General features: G+C 46.3%; 11 protein-coding genes. 6 read left to right on the top strand and 5 right to left on the bottom strand.

What is annotated here, in order from left to right; genetic code table 11:
• Positions 1–53 precede the first annotated feature (53 nt).
• Positions 54–1,442: an ammonium transporter gene (amt, locus tag ACN0QW_RS09285; RefSeq protein ID WP_417430818.1), complete on the bottom strand. Its 1,389-nt coding sequence runs from the start codon at positions 1,440–1,442 to the stop codon at positions 54–56.
• 385 nt (positions 1,443–1,827) lie between these two features.
• Here amt and ACN0QW_RS09280 point away from each other — a divergent pair, with 385 nt between their 5' ends.
• The 4 genes from ACN0QW_RS09280 to ACN0QW_RS09265 all read left to right on the top strand — a co-directional run bounded on the left by ACN0QW_RS09280 (position 1,828) and on the right by ACN0QW_RS09265 (position 8,636).
• Positions 1,828–3,678: an autotransporter assembly complex protein TamA gene (locus ACN0QW_RS09280; RefSeq protein WP_417430816.1), complete on the top strand. Its 1,851-nt coding sequence runs from the start codon at positions 1,828–1,830 to the stop codon at positions 3,676–3,678.
• Positions 3,679–3,696: 18 nt separating this feature from the next.
• Positions 3,697–8,112 (top strand): translocation/assembly module TamB domain-containing protein, encoded by a 4,416-nt coding sequence (locus ACN0QW_RS09275; protein WP_417430814.1) that lies wholly within the window; start codon positions 3,697–3,699, stop codon positions 8,110–8,112.
• Between the two features lie 120 nt (positions 8,113–8,232).
• A complete protein-coding gene (merF, locus tag ACN0QW_RS09270; RefSeq protein ID WP_417430812.1) occupies positions 8,233–8,442 on the top strand; it encodes a mercury resistance system transport protein MerF in 210 nt (69 codons plus the stop codon).
• Positions 8,412–8,636 carry a GDCCVxC domain-containing (seleno)protein gene (locus ACN0QW_RS09265; protein ID WP_417430810.1) on the top strand — a complete coding sequence of 75 codons (225 nt, stop codon included), beginning with the start codon at positions 8,412–8,414 and terminating at the stop codon, positions 8,634–8,636. Before merF ends, ACN0QW_RS09265 begins: the two co-directional genes overlap by 31 nt.
• 112 nt (positions 8,637–8,748) lie before the next feature.
• Here the strand turns inward: ACN0QW_RS09265 and ACN0QW_RS09260 are convergent, their stop codons facing one another.
• The 4 genes from ACN0QW_RS09260 to ACN0QW_RS09245 all read right to left on the bottom strand — a co-directional run bounded on the left by ACN0QW_RS09260 (position 8,749) and on the right by ACN0QW_RS09245 (position 12,670).
• Positions 8,749–9,516, bottom strand: coding sequence for a copper resistance protein B (locus ACN0QW_RS09260; RefSeq protein ID WP_417430808.1), 768 nt, complete (start codon positions 9,514–9,516; stop codon positions 8,749–8,751).
• Positions 9,517–9,519: 3 nt separating this feature from the next.
• Positions 9,520–11,352, bottom strand: coding sequence for a copper resistance system multicopper oxidase (locus ACN0QW_RS09255; protein ID WP_417430807.1), 1,833 nt, complete (start codon positions 11,350–11,352; stop codon positions 9,520–9,522).
• Positions 11,353–11,559: 207 nt separating this feature from the next.
• Positions 11,560–12,162 carry a cupredoxin domain-containing protein gene (locus tag ACN0QW_RS09250; protein ID WP_417430805.1) on the bottom strand — a complete coding sequence of 201 codons (603 nt, stop codon included), beginning with the start codon at positions 12,160–12,162 and terminating at the stop codon, positions 11,560–11,562.
• A 133-nt stretch (positions 12,163–12,295) separates the two neighbouring features.
• The gene (locus tag ACN0QW_RS09245; RefSeq protein ID WP_417430803.1) at positions 12,296–12,670 is read right to left on the bottom strand and encodes a hypothetical protein; all 375 of its coding nucleotides are present in this window, start codon (positions 12,668–12,670) and stop codon (positions 12,296–12,298) included.
• 312 nt (positions 12,671–12,982) lie between these two features.
• On the opposite strand from ACN0QW_RS09245, the gene ACN0QW_RS09240 reads away from it, so the two are divergent.
• Both ACN0QW_RS09240 and ACN0QW_RS09235 read left to right on the top strand, forming a co-directional pair.
• A complete protein-coding gene (locus ACN0QW_RS09240; protein ID WP_417430801.1) occupies positions 12,983–14,233 on the top strand; it encodes a UbiH/UbiF/VisC/COQ6 family ubiquinone biosynthesis hydroxylase in 1,251 nt (416 codons plus the stop codon).
• A gap of 227 nt (positions 14,234–14,460) precedes the next feature.
• On the top strand, positions 14,461–15,159 hold the full coding sequence (locus ACN0QW_RS09235) for a hypothetical protein (RefSeq protein WP_417430799.1): 699 nt from the start codon (positions 14,461–14,463) through the stop codon (positions 15,157–15,159).
• Positions 15,160–15,169 lie beyond the last annotated feature (10 nt).

Here is a 15,169-nt window from a genome sequence, read left to right as displayed (position 1 = left end):
TGGTTTCACGATAATCTGTAAAACCACCAGTTTCAGTGGGGAGACTGAAATCGTTAGACGAGTTTCTGAGAACCTCGTCCAAATTCTGGGTAGGCTTCGAGACCGAGTTCGCTTACATCAAGTCCGTTGTATTCTTCGTCCTCGGAAATTCGGATGCCAATGGTAATCTTGAGAAGGAACCACAGGGCGGCACTGCAGATAATGGTAAATGCACCGATTGCTATGATTCCTGTTAGCTGTGAAACGATGGTCCCTGAACCGAAAATACCAACGGCTAGGGTTCCCCAGATACCTGCACAAAGGTGAACCGGGATAGCGCCGACAACATCATCAATCTGAAGGCTATCGAGCAAAGGAACTGCAAAGACGACAATCAGACCACCAATACCGCCAATAATTATGGCCATATATGCATGGGACACATCTGGTCCTGCGGTGATTGCGACCAATCCTGCTAGTGCACCGTTCAGGGCCATTGTAAGATCGACTTTCTTGTATAGAAGCTGTGTCAGGATCATGGCTGCAACAACGCCTGCTGCGGCTGCAATGTTTGTGTTTACAAAGACGATCGCCATAGCAACGGCATCTGCTGCTGACCCAAGAGCAAGCTGTGAGCCGCCATTAAATCCGAACCATCCCATCCAAAGAATAAAGGTTCCAAGTGTTGCAAGCGGAAGGTTAGCGCCTGGGATTGGTTTTACTCGACCTTCGGCTGTGAACTTGCCTTTGCGTGGGCCTAGAATGATAGCGCCAGTTAGGGCCGCCCAACCGCCGACGGAATGAACGATACTTGATCCGGCAAAGTCACTGAAACCAAGGTCAGCCAACCAGCCGCCACCCCAGCTCCAAGAAGCTTGAATTGGGTAGATGATGGCGGTCAATACAGCAATGAATAGCATGAAAGGCCAGAATTTAATGCGCTCTGCTAGTGTACCAGAGACGATAGAGGCAGTAGCAGCAACAAAGACCATTTGAAAGAACCAGTCAGACATAACGGAATAACCGTTTGAGGTGACAGCAGTAATCAACTCTTCGGTACTTGCATCTGCAGAAAGCAAGGCGACTTCTGCTTCGCCTGAATCATAGAAGAAGCTGAAAGTTCCTATAAAACCGCCTTCTGCTACGCCAACGTATAATAAATTATAACCGACGAGGTAAAACATCAGTCCAGCGATAGAATAGAGTGCTATATTTTTCAGACAGATGGCGGCGGTATTTTTACTGCGAACCAGGCCAGCTTCGAGCATAGCAAAGCCAGCTGCCATCCACATAACGAGGACGCCATTTACCAAAAAAGAGAATGTGTTAAATACAAAAGCGGTTTCTTCGGTTACTGCTGCTTGTGCTGGCGTGGGGGCCGTAAGCAACGGAACTGTAAGAATAGAAGCTGTTATCGCGGACAGTGCGACAGATTTTTTATTGGAACTAAGAAAGCTGGACATTATTTCTTCCATTATTTGCGTTCTGGGACTGGTCTACTAGATCCAAGAAACGTGCCAACTTTCAAAAAATTAAATTACCATATATAACAATGAGATAGAGGTTGTATATGCCACTTGGGGGTGGATTCAAATTGTGCAATGCAAAATAAATTATGCCTATTTATTGATCTTGTGTATGTTGTTGATTAAAAAATAGGCATTAGTGCTCTTCGAAAAATTTAAAGTAGGTAAAAGCCACGATTGAACAATCGGTCATAAAGCTATAGTCATTAATACAGCAGCATTTAAGCTGAGTTGTTGTCCTTTTTTACTGAGGTCAAGCTAAAGTACTCTTGGGTCAGGGATTAAGGTATCATCACGCAGATAAAAAATGGGTACGCCCTTTATGAGACGATTAAAATTCCTTGGGAACATCCGAAAATACCCAAGGATTAACATAACTTTTGTTGCTTTTACCCTGTTATCTCTCGGGATGTTTGGTCGTGCTGGTGCGCAAGACTTGAGTGAGACAGATGCTTTTGAAGCCTATACGTATGATGTCTCTATTGCTGGTGACATAGAAAATGATCTACTGAGCCTTATCGAAAAGTCATCACGGTTGGAGCAGTTAAAGGATAAATTGCCCTCAAGCTTGGCGGCGCTCAAGCGCAGAGTTAAGGAGGACAGTGAAGGTTTTGATAAAGTTCTGCGTTCTGAAGGGTTTTACGATAATACGATCTCTTATAGCATTGATGATAGCCAAAGGCCCATCGGCGTCGCTTTTGAAATTGAGGCGGGCCCTCAATTCCACCTCAATACATTCAGCGTTGTGTTCAAATCCGGAAAGCAGATCCCGGCAGCGCTAAATAATACTAACTTAGGAATCTCAACGGGTGTTGCTGTCCGTTCAGAAGCGATTGTACAGGCAAAAAATCAAGCGATAGTCATTCTTGCGGATCATGGTTATCCCGATGCGAAATTAGCAGATCAGGAAGCAATAGTTGATTTTGCAACGCAAAAAATGGATGTAACACTTGTTTTGGATGAAGGCCCGAGACTGGTCGTCGGGAATCTGGAGTTCGAAGGCTTAAAAGAAGTTGATTCCGTTTATCTACAGCAATTAAGTCAGTGGAAAGCAGGTATTCTCTACAACGCGAAGATCATAGATGAACTGCGCCGTAAATATCTGCGTACCGGGTTGTTTGAAGCTGTCCGGATGAAGCCCTTGGACACAAGCAATGCGGCCAGGGATGGCACTTATGTAACCCCGATCACCATAGTTTTTGTTGAACGGGAACATAAATCTGTGGGGGTCGGCGCCAGTTATTCAACAAGTGAGGGTGCTGGTACCCAATTCTATTGGGAAAACAGGAATACCTTTGGGCAAGGCGAAAAGCTTCGGGCTGATTTAACGGTCGCAGAAATTCGACAGCAATTAAAATTGGGATTCACTAAGCCTAATTATCTTAGAAATGATCAAAATTTTAATGCCAATACAAATATAAAACATGAAGACACCGAAGCCTACGAAGAGAAATCTGTTAGTGCTTTTGTTGGTATTGATCGTAAATGGGGCAACCATTGGACTGTTGGTGGTGGTCTTGAACTGGAACTGTCTGAGATCCAAGATGAAGACGATACAGAATCATATGCCTTTGCAAGCGTACCACTTAGCGCGCGGTATGATTCAACAAACGATTTGTTGGATCCGACATCAGGTTTTCGTTTCGGTGTAACAGCAACACCGTTTTACGGTTTAACCGCGGCTTCCCCGGATTTTTTCAAGACAGAAATTGATGGATCAACCTATTATTCAATTCTGGATGATGACAGACTGGTCTTTGCGACGCGTGGCAAAATTGGTCTGTTGGCGGGGGATAGTGCCAGAGGTATTCCTGCGACCAAACGGTTTTATGCTGGTGGTGGCGGGTCAATTCGGGGCTATGAACACCAGACAGTTGGCCCGCTGAATGCCAGTGACGACCCTGTTGGGGGGCGGTCCCTTGTTGAGTTTGGCGCTGAAGCAAGGGTTCGGGTAACAGAAGACATTGGTCTGGTTCCTTTCATCGAAGGCGGTAACGTCTATGACAGTGCAGTCCCTGATTTTTCTGAAAACTTTCAGTGGGGTGCCGGTGTCGGTCTTCGTTACTATACTGCCATTGGACCGATCCGGTTGGATGTGGCCGTTCCTTTGAACAGGCGGAAAGAAATTGATGACGCCTGGCAATTCTACGTCAGCATAGGGCAGGCTTTTTAAGATGAAGATCAGCCCAAAATGAAAGTAGGCAAGGGCAAGGTTATTGCCGCGATCATCTGTTCACCACTGATTCTTGTTCTATTGCTGATATTTAGTGGTTATATTTATCTGCAAACGGATAGCGGTCGGGCGACCCTGTTGGCGCAGATAGAGTCAGCGGTAAATGACCCTGCTGGTTTGACGATCGATTTGCAGCAGCTTGATGGCAATGTTTTTTCAAGTGCCCACCTCGAGAGAATTATCCTGCGTGATCCCAAAGGAGACTGGCTTGAAGGGACCGATCTTGTTTTGGATTGGTCGCCGCTGGATTTGCTGTTTGGTCAGTTGAAGATAAACAAGATCTCTCTTGCTTCTCTGGCTGTAACACGTAATCCAGAACTGCCATCCTCACCGGAAGAGGGGCAAAGCACATCGTCGCCTCTGCCTTTGCCAATAGATATAAGTCTGGGTCAGCTTGATATTGCAAAGATTGACCTTGCCGAGAACATCGTGGGGCGAAACGCATTATTGGCATTGTCCATGAAGCTTTCTGCGCATGACGAATCAGGAATTATAAGCGTTCTTAATATTGATCAGCTTGATGCTCATCAGGGATCTGTTAGCGCCAAGGTCAATTACCAGCCTGATGCAGATACGTTGTCCATTGATGCTCAGCTTACAGAACCTCAAGGGGGCCTGATTGCGCGGGCATTGGATCTTCCTGGCTACCCCGAAGTTAATTTGACGATCAGCGGGCAGGGGCCCTTGGTGGATTGGCAGGGGCAGCTCAAAGGGTATGCCGGAGAGTTATTTAAAACTGACCTTACCCTTTCTGGCCGGGGGCAGGATACGATCACTTTTGATCTATCTGGTAGCACAGAATTTTCGGATAAGTTAGCCGCTTCCCTTCCTTTGGTGGATAAGAACCCGATTGATCTGGCATCGACTGTTTTGTGGGACCGGGAAAATAACCTGATTAATTTGTCATCTCTGGATATCACCAATACAAACCTTAATGTCTCTGTCAGTGGAAACGTAGATCTGGGCAATGAGAAGATCGATATCTCGGCCAGCACTGCGTTGTTAGAGGGTGGTGCTTTGAATCAGATGATTGCGCCAGCTTCCCTTGCTCGGGGAATTGTTGATTTAGATGTTGTCGGTGATTTTCAATCAATGAATATCAGCACAACTTTTCAGGCGGGTGGGATAAAGATTAATCAGGCTGAACCGCTTGATACCGCTGCACAGGGTGTTTTGAGTGTTGGGGACATCATCGGGAGTATCAGTTCTGATATCAACTTGATGCAGTTGGAGATGATTCCTGTTAATGCTTCTGCGGCTCTAACAGAAGTCAGGGGGCTGCCTCCGCAAGCAGAAAAATTGCTGGGGCGCAACCTGCGTTTAGAGCTTGAGAGTCATTATGTACTTGAAAGTGGGCTCTTAAATGTTCCGATGTTCCGAGCGCGGGGGGCTTTTTTTAGTGCGGATATCAGGGCAGCGATGTCAACCCGTGATAACACAGCGAGCTCAAAGATTGCAATCGTTCTGGATGATTTATCCCAACTGGCTCCAGTAAAGGGAAAGCTTGTAACAGAGCTAAACGTGCAAAGTCTGGATATTGCCAATCAGATGATGGGTAGTGTCACGATTACCGCTCAAAACCTTGATTTGGGTAATGCTGACCTTCAAGAGCTTGTGAGCACGGATCCCTCCTTGAGCGCGAATTTCAATTTGGATGATACGGCATTTAAGGTATCGGATATTGCTCTCCCCCTTCCGGTGGCACAAGTTGCTGGGTCGGCAGAACTTCCTGCCACGTTTGAAAGCCTTTTGGCAGATATAAAGATCGAGGCGCCGGATCTTTCGCAACTTAGTAAAGTTACCGGGCTTGCTCTATCTGGTTCTGCAAACTTTGAAACAGTTCTAAGTGGGGCAATTGCGGATCCGGGGGCAGAAGGAAAGTTAACCGTATCGGGTCTGAATCTAGACCAGAATGCAATTGGTAATCTGACAACAACCTTTAACGCGACAACATTAGCGAGTGGGGCAAATGGTGTTTTTGACTCAGAGCTTCGCGGTGGAATTTTGCCTCTTGATTTGACGTTTGGATTTTCTTTGCCAGACTATGCGCAGCTACAAGTCGCCGATATTCTTTTGCAAACGGGTCAAAACAATATCTCGGGTACAGCAACAGTTCCATTCGATGGGACACCGCTTATTGCTGATATTCGTGGGGACTTAGGTGACCTCTCTTCTCTGGGGGCAGCCTTCGGGGCTGATATTGCGGGCGCAGCGTCTACCAACGCAATTCTGGGTGAAAAAGAGGGGACGCAACATCTGGCTTTGAATTTGGAGGGAAATAATCTTTCCCCTGATTCAGGCACCACTGTTATCAGAAATTTGGATGTGACCGCTACTTCACAGGGGAGCTTCGATGATCTCCAGTTGTCGATGACTGCCAATTTCGCGGATGTTTCTGTGCAGGACCGTCTGATTGAGCAGGCACGTTTGAGTGTAGGGGGCAGTGTGTCTAATGCTGATTTCACCTTTGCACTGAACAGTTCAATGGCACCAGCTGTTGCATTGGGCGGCGGTGGCAGTTTGGAGCTTCCGGTGTCGGGGAAACCGTCATATACGCGTTTTCAATTGTCACAGCTCGATGGCACGATTGCAGAAAAGATGATTACTTTACGTCAAGCTCTTGTCGTACTTCAGGATCAGGATAAAACCAGTATTGATCCTTTCGAGCTTTCATTTGATCGTGGATTGATTGCGGGTTCTGGTGAGCTGACAAAATCCAGTGCAGATGCGCAGATAGAAATCAAAACCTTTCCTGTGGATTTGGTTAATTTGGTTGCCCCTGATCTGGAAATCAAAGGGATGCTGGCTGGACAAGCAAACCTGTCTCTGCGCCCCGAAAATGCTCAGGGAAGTCTTTTCTTTAAGGTTGAAAATATCAAATTTACAGATGATCAAAATACAACGATTCCCCCTTTGCAAGCGACGTTATCCGGGACGTTAAGTAATAATCGATTTGACTTTCAGAACGATGTGACGGGGTTAGAGAAATCAACTGTACAAGCCAAAGGTTCGGTGCCCCTACAGGTTGGTTTTTCACCTTTCTTTGTTACTGTACCTGATAACCAGCCTTTGACTGGGAACCTTTTAATCAATAGCGAAATTGAAAGCCTATGGGCAATTCTGGCGCTGGATACACAGGAAATGCGTGGGCAGCTCGCTACTGACCTCAAAGCTTCCGGTACGATAGCAAACCCACAAATAATTGGCTCGGCAACGATACGTGAAGGTCGCTATGAAAATATCGAATTGGGAACACTGCTCAAAAATATTACGCTTGATGCCGGGTTGGAAAATAGTCAGTTGTTGCGATTGAACCTGCAGGCAAATGATAACAAGCAAGGCATCTTGAGGTCTGAGGGGACTGTTCGCTTTGAAAATTTAAGTAATCCACTAATTGATTTGGCTATCCAGCTCGATAATCTTGCCGCTCTCGATCAGGATCAGATCGCGGTACAAACCGATGGTAACATCGCAATCAAGGGGTCTCCAGCAAGTATGACGGTTGCAGGTGATATTACGACACGGGAAACAAATATTAATATTGGCAGTGCCGTTGCCCCAAGTGTTGTGGACCTTGAAGTAACTGAAATCAACCGTCCTAACCGTTTAGGGCAGAGGAACGCAGCCGATGTAAAGGCTGAGAAGAAAGAAAAACCCTCAAAAATTTCGCTGGATTTGCTGCTGAATATGCCACGTAAGGTATTCATTCGGGGGCGGGGGCTTGATTCGGAATGGGAAGGCAGGTTTACCATTAAGGGGGTTGCCAATGCCCCGGTGATTGAAGGTTACTTGAGCCCGGTCAGGGGCCAGTTCTCTTTTGCAGGTAAAAACTTTAACCTGCAGAAGGGTAAGATTGCGTTGCTGGGGGGCACACAAATTGACCCTGATCTCGATCTTTCCGCCGTTTATGAAGCTGATAATGTGACGGCGATTGTTTCTATTCAGGGAACAGCATCTAACCCCAAGATTAGTTTTTCTTCTCCCGATGGGTTGCCAGAGGATGAGGTGCTTTCTCAGGTTCTGTTTGGAAAAGCTTCGGGTAAGCTCTCTGCGGTGGAAGCTTTGCAGCTGGCATCGGCGATTGCATCCTTGTCCGGGGCGATAGATTCCGGCGGTGGCGTTCTGGGGTTTGCCCGAGATTCTCTGGGTGTGGATGTTCTTACAGCCGGTACGAATTCTGATACGGGATCTCCCGAAGTCAGTGCCGGGAAATATATAACGGACAATATTTATATTGGTGTTGATCAAGGGGCCTCAGCAGACAGTACCAAAGCCAAAGTACAGATTGATCTGACCCCAAATATCACGTTGGAAAGCGAAACGGGACAAACGGCTGACAGTAAAGTGGGCGTTTTCTGGAAGTGGGATTATTGATTATTGTTTGCTCTTGTTTTCAATTACAGAAGCCTTGGTAGAGATGATCACGCACAGATGATTATGAAAAACGATAATATTGATGGTAAAGAGTAAGCTGTCATATAGGATTTAAACTGGATGAAATTTAATTTTCTTACCGTTGGTGTTATTGGGACAATTATCACTGCGTTGTGTTGTTTTACACCTGTTCTTGTTATCCTATTTAGCTTATTTGGCCTTTCAGCGATAGCTGTTTACTTGGACTTCATTTTACTCCCTGCTCTTGTTTTTTTCGTAATTATTACGGGATATGCACTATGGAAACGTCAAAAGTGTCATTTGAAATAACCACGGTTATTGCCTGCCCAAAATGTGGATATATTGAAACCGAAACAATGCCGACCGATGCTTGTCAGTGGTTTTATAACTGTAAAGGATGTAATGAAGTTTTACGCCCCCTCAAAGGTGATTGCTGTGTGTATTGTTCATACGGTACAGTAGCTTGTCCACCAATTCAGCTAGGGAAATCTTCCTGTATCTGATTTTTGGGAAGATACAATAATTCTCTTGGATGTTTACTTTATATGTCTGTTCTATAAAAAGCTTCACCTTACTTGAAGGTGAAGCTTTTTATATCAATTGATTATCACAATATCAGAACAGTAAACGAACTCCTACAACAAAGGTGGTTTCGTCTGTATCTTCACCATCTTTCTTGGCAAAGTCCCGTGTTTGACCAAAACGACGTTCGTAATTCACTCCGATATAAGGTGCAATGGTACGATCCACGAGATCATAACTAAGGCGGAGACCTGTTTCGATAGAGTTCAAGCCCGAGCCAACGCCTATGGCTTCATCATTTGAAAAGGCCAGATCAATTTCGGTAGTTGGCGTCAGGATCAAACGGTTGGTTAACAATAGCTCATAGTCTGCTTCTAGCCGCGCGGACACATTTCCCTTTTCACTGAGGTACAAATCACCTTCAAGCTCAAACCACTGTGGTGCAAGCCCCTGAAAGCCCAAAACGGCATAGCCTCTGTTCTCACCATTGGGGCTGTCATAACGAAGCCCTGCCTTGGCATCAAAGAAGTCTGAAACAGGTGTCTGCACCAAAGCTTGATGTTCCAAATTATCCAGCAGGCTCTCATCCAATGAATATTCCCCCGCGGATCTCAGGCGAAACTTCACTTCATCCGTCCCGACAAAAGCATCGCCATCCCAGACAAGGAAACGATCGCCTTCACCTACACGGGTTTCCAGCTGTTCAATGCTCAGCCCATAATAGAGATAAGCATCTTTGCCGGGGTTATCATAGCTCAGTTCTTGCGCAGAGGCTCCTGCTCCTAGGAAGGTAAAGAAGGCAAGGCCAGCTAGCGCAGCCCCTTTGGTTTTTGTCAGGCTCATTTTTTCCAGTGTTTTCATGATTTATCCCTCCTGTCCCAAGTTTATTTTCGAAACAGGGCTTTCAGCATCACTCGCGTTTTGAGCCACATCCGGGCCGCCTTCGACGATCACCTTACGGAACATGCCCGTTGCTGCGTGATAAGAGAGATGGCAGTGGAAAGCCCACTGACCAGCAGCATCAACCTCAGTCTCGGAATAGATCGTTGTGCCGGGTGCAATAGAGATGGTGTGCTTAACCGGATTCCATTTGCCATTGCCATTATCCAAAATGGACCACATGCCGTGCAGATGCATAGGGTGGGTCATCATGGTTTCATTGACGAATTTGAAGCGTACCCGTTCGCCATACTGCAAACGTATCGGATCGGCATCTTCGTACTTAACGCCATTGATCGACCAGCTATAGCGGTTCATGTTTCCGGTCAGGCGCAGTTCAATTTCCCGCGTAGCATCCCGGTCTTCATATAGTGGCTTTTGAGCCTTCAAATCCGCATAGGACAAGACCTTACCACCCTCAGAAGATTCGGGACTTAGCCCGCTGCCCTTGGCATAGAAGGGATCAGCCTTATTGCCCATATTCATCATCCCCATATCATGGAATTTGGACATCTTTGAATGGTCCATCCCCATCATGGAAGAAACACCAGTGGATGCTCCGGATGCCATCTGGGAATGATCCATCTCACTGTTTCCTTCTGAACCTTGAGAATGCTGCATCATGCTCATTTGGGGCATGTCATCCTGATTCCCAGAACTATTATTCATTTCGCCATGGCCCATTGAACTGTGATCCATGCCCATATCTGCCATAGTCAACAATGGCTTCTCACGCATTTCCGGCACAGCGGCCTTCATGCCTTCACGTGGCGCAAGGGTGCCAAGACCATAGGAACTGCGCCCCATGGATTCAGCAAAAATGCTATAGGCTTTATCTTCTTTTGGTTGAACAATAACGTCGTAGGTTTCTGCAACGGCAATCCGAAATTCATCAACCTTTACGGGCTGCACATTGTTGCCATCCGCGCTGACCACGGTCATTTTTAAGCCGGGAATCCGCACGTCAAAATAAGCCATAGCAGACGAATTGATAAAACGCAGTCTAACCCGCTCACCTGCTTTAAACAGACCCGTCCAGTTTGCCTCGGCATCTCGCCCGTTGATCAGGGTTGTAAAACCCTGAACATCCTCGACATCAGTCGGAGTCATTCGCATTTTACCCCAAGACACGCGCTCAGAAATTGTCTCGGAAAACCCCTTATCAGCAACATCTGAAAAAAAGTCGACAAGAGTACGCTGGCTGCGATTGTAATAGTCATCCATCAGCTTGAGGTTACGCATGATGGTAGAACCCGATTGCGGATGTTTATCTGTAAACTGGACAACGTAGTCACGATCGTACCGGAAAGGGTCACGCTTTTTAGGCTCTATCACAATGGCCCCATAGGCACCATCAGGCTCCTGAAAACCAGAGTGGCTGTGATACCAATACGTACCAGATTGTACCACAGGAAATTGATAACTAAAGGTTTCGCCAGGTGCGATACCGTCAAAGCTGATCCCTGGAACACCATCCATATTGGCTGGTAAGATCAAACCGTGCCAATGGATGGAAGTGGGTTTGTCAAGATTGTTTGTCACATTAATGGTGACATTTTCTCCTTCGGTAAAATGTAGTATTGGCCCAGGTGAGCTACCATTATAACCGATACCGATTTTAGTGAAATCAGCGGTTTCAATTTTGACTTCATCAACAGAGAGGTCATAGCTCGCCGCTTCTGCCTCTGCCACAAACGCCATCCCCATAAGAGATATAACGCTGAGAACAGAAGCAAGACGACGTGTGTCTTGTTTCATGAAATTATCCTGATCAAGGCATGGCTTCCCTACAGGCTGATAGCCCGCAGATAACGAGGCGGACAAAAACACGCCTGTAGAGAATGCCGTATGCTTGAAATTAAATGTTAATTGGATTGGACCCCTTGTGTGGGAGCAATGTGCCCCTAACAACAAAGTTTATTAGGCCCAAGTTTTAACGGGACCTAAGTTTAATGCGACCAAGTCTTAGTGACTTGAAACCTCAGAACTATCCGGCAGTCCTTTTCCGATCTTGATCTCACCCACCATGCCGCTTTCGTAGTGACCAGGCACATTACAGGCAAACTCTAGTTCGGCGGCTTCGGGGAACTGCCATACGATTTCGGCGGTTTTGCCTGGCTCCAGCAATACTGAGTTAGGATCGTCATGGGACATGGTTTCACCGTTGCCCATATCCATCATCATCATATCCCGATTGATCTTATCCACCTCAAGAATGCCGTGGTCGATCATCATCATCATTTCTTCCTGATGTCCCGCGTGCATGGCGGCAGTCCCGATATTAAACTCGTGGACAAACTCACCGGTGTTTTTAATCACAAAACGCACGGTTTGATTTTTACTGACCGAAATTGTCTCTGGATTAAAGTAATTATCTTCCAAGTTAACCTCAACTGTCCGGCTTATTTGAGAGGCTTTTCCTTCCTTGCCAATTGTAGGCAATTTGGCATTACCATGACCCGGACTTGCTGCCGCCCCGGAAATTTGAGAGGAAATCAGGCCAAAGGATAAAACCAGACCAGATAATGTTGAGGTCAGGGATTTCGGGTTCGTAAATAGGTTAGTCATCTGCAACTCCAGCAGTAGTGTTCGTATCGATTTTGAATAAAAATAGAGATTCAGATGCTCTTCCTCTCTAGGCCGCCACGATAAAAGTGCCGCCTTATCGGAGACCGAAAGAGATCCTGATCTTTCTGGGGAGTTACAGAAGTCGCGGTGGGGGAAGATCTACCGCAGGAGATTGATCTAATCGGCGCCGTTCACGCAGCAAGCTCCAAAGGCTGTGCTGATAAAAACTGATCTGCTGTTGGTAATTTGCAGTTAAAAAATAGCTGCTTGGAGAGCTACAGTGCATAGCCTTCGTGCACTCTTTCAGGACTTGCTGCCCAGTGGGAAGAGATTTCTCTTGTTGTGCTATGCCAAATACAGCAATGCCGGTAACATCAGCATCCATAGATTGAAAGCTAGCTGTGTTATGGTGATCGCCATCACTCCAATGCCCAGCGGCTTCGACAGACATAAGTGGTGTCGAAAGGGCAAAGGTCAGGGCCAACAAGATATGAAGAATGCGTTTCATACCCCCTAGATAGAGTTTCCTCCTAGGGGAAGGTCAAGAGAAATTTGATAAATATCCTTAAAGCTTATTTTTAAAATGCATGATGTTTTTGTAGAAAGAGCTCATACAAATCTGTAAATTTGAACAGGGTGTTCTGATTCTCGTAACATAAAGTTAAATTGTCGCAAATGCCCGCTTATTGTCGGTTATCTTTTGGCAAAAGCGATAATCCCTTTTATATAACAATGAACAAGTCGGGCGTGATCAGATCAACGCTATTCTGAAAAAGCTTATCTTGTGTAACGATTCTGAATACAAATGGCTTAAAATAATATGGCTCAAAAAGATCTAACGGTTGAAGTTCTCGTTGTTGGTGGTGGCCTGGTTGGTCTTACCCTGGGTGTCGCTCTTGCTGGCGCAGGAATGGAGGTTGCGGTTGTTGATCGCGAAGAGCCTTCTGATCAAAAAGCCACGCCTTTTGACGGGCGATCATCCGCCATTGCTCTGGGATCACAACGAGTCTTTGATCAGGTTGACTTGTGGGATGGTATGACATGGGCGGCAGAGGCTATTCGCTACATTGAGATCACAGATGGTCAGATTGATCGGGGGGCATCTCCACTTTCCATGTCTTATGATTTTAGCGAAGTCGGTGATATGCCGATGGGATGGATTGTGGAAAATCGTGCGATCAGGCTTTCGACACATGCCAAGGCTGCGGAACTTGAAAACCTGTATCATTTGGCCCCACATAGTTTGCAGGAATTAGAGCGGGACAAACGCGGCGTTGTTGCATCACTAGATGATGGCACAAATATTAAAGCGCGCTTGGTAATAGGTGCTGACGGGCGCGGTTCTCAGCTACGTAAAAATGCCGGGATTAAGGTATCGGGAACAGATTATCATCAGAACGGGATTGTCTGTACCGTTGTACATGAAAAACCGCATAACGGTGTTGCTTTCGAACATTTCCTGCCTTCTGGTCCCTTTGCCCTTTTACCACTGCCGGATAGTGAAGAGGGCGTACACCGTTCTTCATTGGTTTGGTCAGAAAAAAGAGACCTTGTTGATGGCTATATGTCCATGAGCAATGAAGATTTTGCCAATGAGCTTCATCGACGCTTTGGTGAAAGTTTGGGGGCTTTCACCGTAACAGATATGCGTTGGTCTTATCCTTTGAGCTCATTACATGCAGAACGTTACATAGATACCCGCCTTGCCCTTGTGGGAGATGCTGCGCATGGAATGCATCCTATTGCCGGACAAGGCTTGAACCTTGGGTTACGGGATGTTGCGGCGCTGGCACAGGTTGTTGTGGACGCCCGAAGAGTCGGGCTTGATGTTGGATCGCCGCAAGTTCTGGAAGATTATGCGAAATGGCGCCGGTTTGATAATGTGCTTTTGCTTGGTGCCATGGACGGCCTGGTGAAGTTATTTTCCAATGATCTGGCTCCTGTAAGGGTGGCACGTGATCTCGGTTTGGCGACCGTTGATAAAATTCCGCCCGTAAAACGTTTTTTCATGAAACATGCGATGGGAATCGTCGGGGATCTCCCCCGTTTGATGCAGGGTCAGAAATTATAACTCCACTCACTTGATCGATGTCTTTCTTTTGAAAGGTCACATAGATAAATTGGGCGAATAAACCGGATGATCTTGTGCCTGTAATCGTTGACATAAAATCGCCAGAGTTGGTTGTTATTTTTACACTAATGTTTGAGAGTATATTGTGATGTCTCAAAGAAATGTTGAGAATAAAATCTTGGCTTAGGCTGAGGTGAATAAAAGTTGTTTGCGTTAGAGAGGTATCAGTGTCTTTCACTAAAGACGAAATTAAATGGTCTGAAAGTTTGTTATCAGGTTTATTCTTTCTGGCCGTCAGTTTGATGCCCCTGAGCAGTGCTCACGCGGCAGGTGATTCTGTTATTGCTCAGGGTGGTAACGGAGAAGTTTTTTTTGCGGCTTTACCCGATCAGTGGCAGGCTTTGCCTCGAAATATGCAGGCACAATCAACAACCGCGGAATGGTTACCGCCAGGACAAGATGTCAATAACTGGAAGGATATGATCACCGTTCAGGTGTTTCCCGGCTGGGCTGGTGGAGACGTTGTCAGCTTTCTGGATGAATTGGCTGCAATTTATAAACAAAACTGTGAAGTTAGTGGTGCAACTCCGCCGCTGAAGGATCAGGTGAATGGTTTTCCAACGGGCTTTAGGCTGATTAACTGTACCCGTGATTTAACTCGTAATACAGGCGAAGTTGCTCTCTTTCGGGCAACAGTTGGTCAAAATGCATTATATTTGATTCAGCATGTTTTCCGCGTGCCTGAGTTTGAAATTGGGGCGCAACCTGTGACCAATGAGGCAATGAAACAAGCTTTTGAAGGTATTCGCACGGGGTGGGCATGTAATCAGAATTCTAAAAAACACCCTTGTCCACCAAGTTGGCAAAGCTCATTGTCGAAATTGGATGGCAAGCCCTCGGTTGTTGTCATCAAAGCCCCAAATTAGTTGATCGAAT

Origin of the sequence: Kiloniella sp., from assembly GCF_048259265.1 — a bacterium.
GTDB lineage: Bacteria > Pseudomonadota > Alphaproteobacteria > Kiloniellales > Kiloniellaceae > Kiloniella.
This window is presented reverse-complemented; position numbering and strand designations above follow the sequence as displayed.

What these genes read in the sequence shown, in the direction of transcription:
- ACN0QW_RS09250 (WP_417430805.1), bottom strand. Translation starts at nt 12,162, where the DNA reads ATGACTAACCTATTTACGAACCCGAAATCCCTGACCTCAACATTATCT.
- ACN0QW_RS09260 (WP_417430808.1), bottom strand. Translation starts at nt 9,516, where the DNA reads ATGAAAACACTGGAAAAAATGAGCCTGACAAAAACCAAAGGGGCTGCG.
- merF (WP_417430812.1), top strand. Translation starts at nt 8,233, where the DNA reads ATGAAATTTAATTTTCTTACCGTTGGTGTTATTGGGACAATTATCACT.
- amt (WP_417430818.1), bottom strand. Translation starts at nt 1,442, where the DNA reads ATGTCCAGCTTTCTTAGTTCCAATAAAAAATCTGTCGCACTGTCCGCG.
- ACN0QW_RS09255 (WP_417430807.1), bottom strand. Translation starts at nt 11,352, where the DNA reads ATGAAACAAGACACACGTCGTCTTGCTTCTGTTCTCAGCGTTATATCT.
- ACN0QW_RS09275 (WP_417430814.1), top strand. Translation starts at nt 3,697, where the DNA reads ATGAAAGTAGGCAAGGGCAAGGTTATTGCCGCGATCATCTGTTCACCA.
- ACN0QW_RS09280 (WP_417430816.1), top strand. Translation starts at nt 1,828, where the DNA reads ATGAGACGATTAAAATTCCTTGGGAACATCCGAAAATACCCAAGGATT.
- ACN0QW_RS09240 (WP_417430801.1), top strand. Translation starts at nt 12,983, where the DNA reads ATGGCTCAAAAAGATCTAACGGTTGAAGTTCTCGTTGTTGGTGGTGGC.
- ACN0QW_RS09245 (WP_417430803.1), bottom strand. Translation starts at nt 12,670, where the DNA reads ATGAAACGCATTCTTCATATCTTGTTGGCCCTGACCTTTGCCCTTTCG.
- ACN0QW_RS09265 (WP_417430810.1), top strand. Translation starts at nt 8,412, where the DNA reads ATGGAAACGTCAAAAGTGTCATTTGAAATAACCACGGTTATTGCCTGC.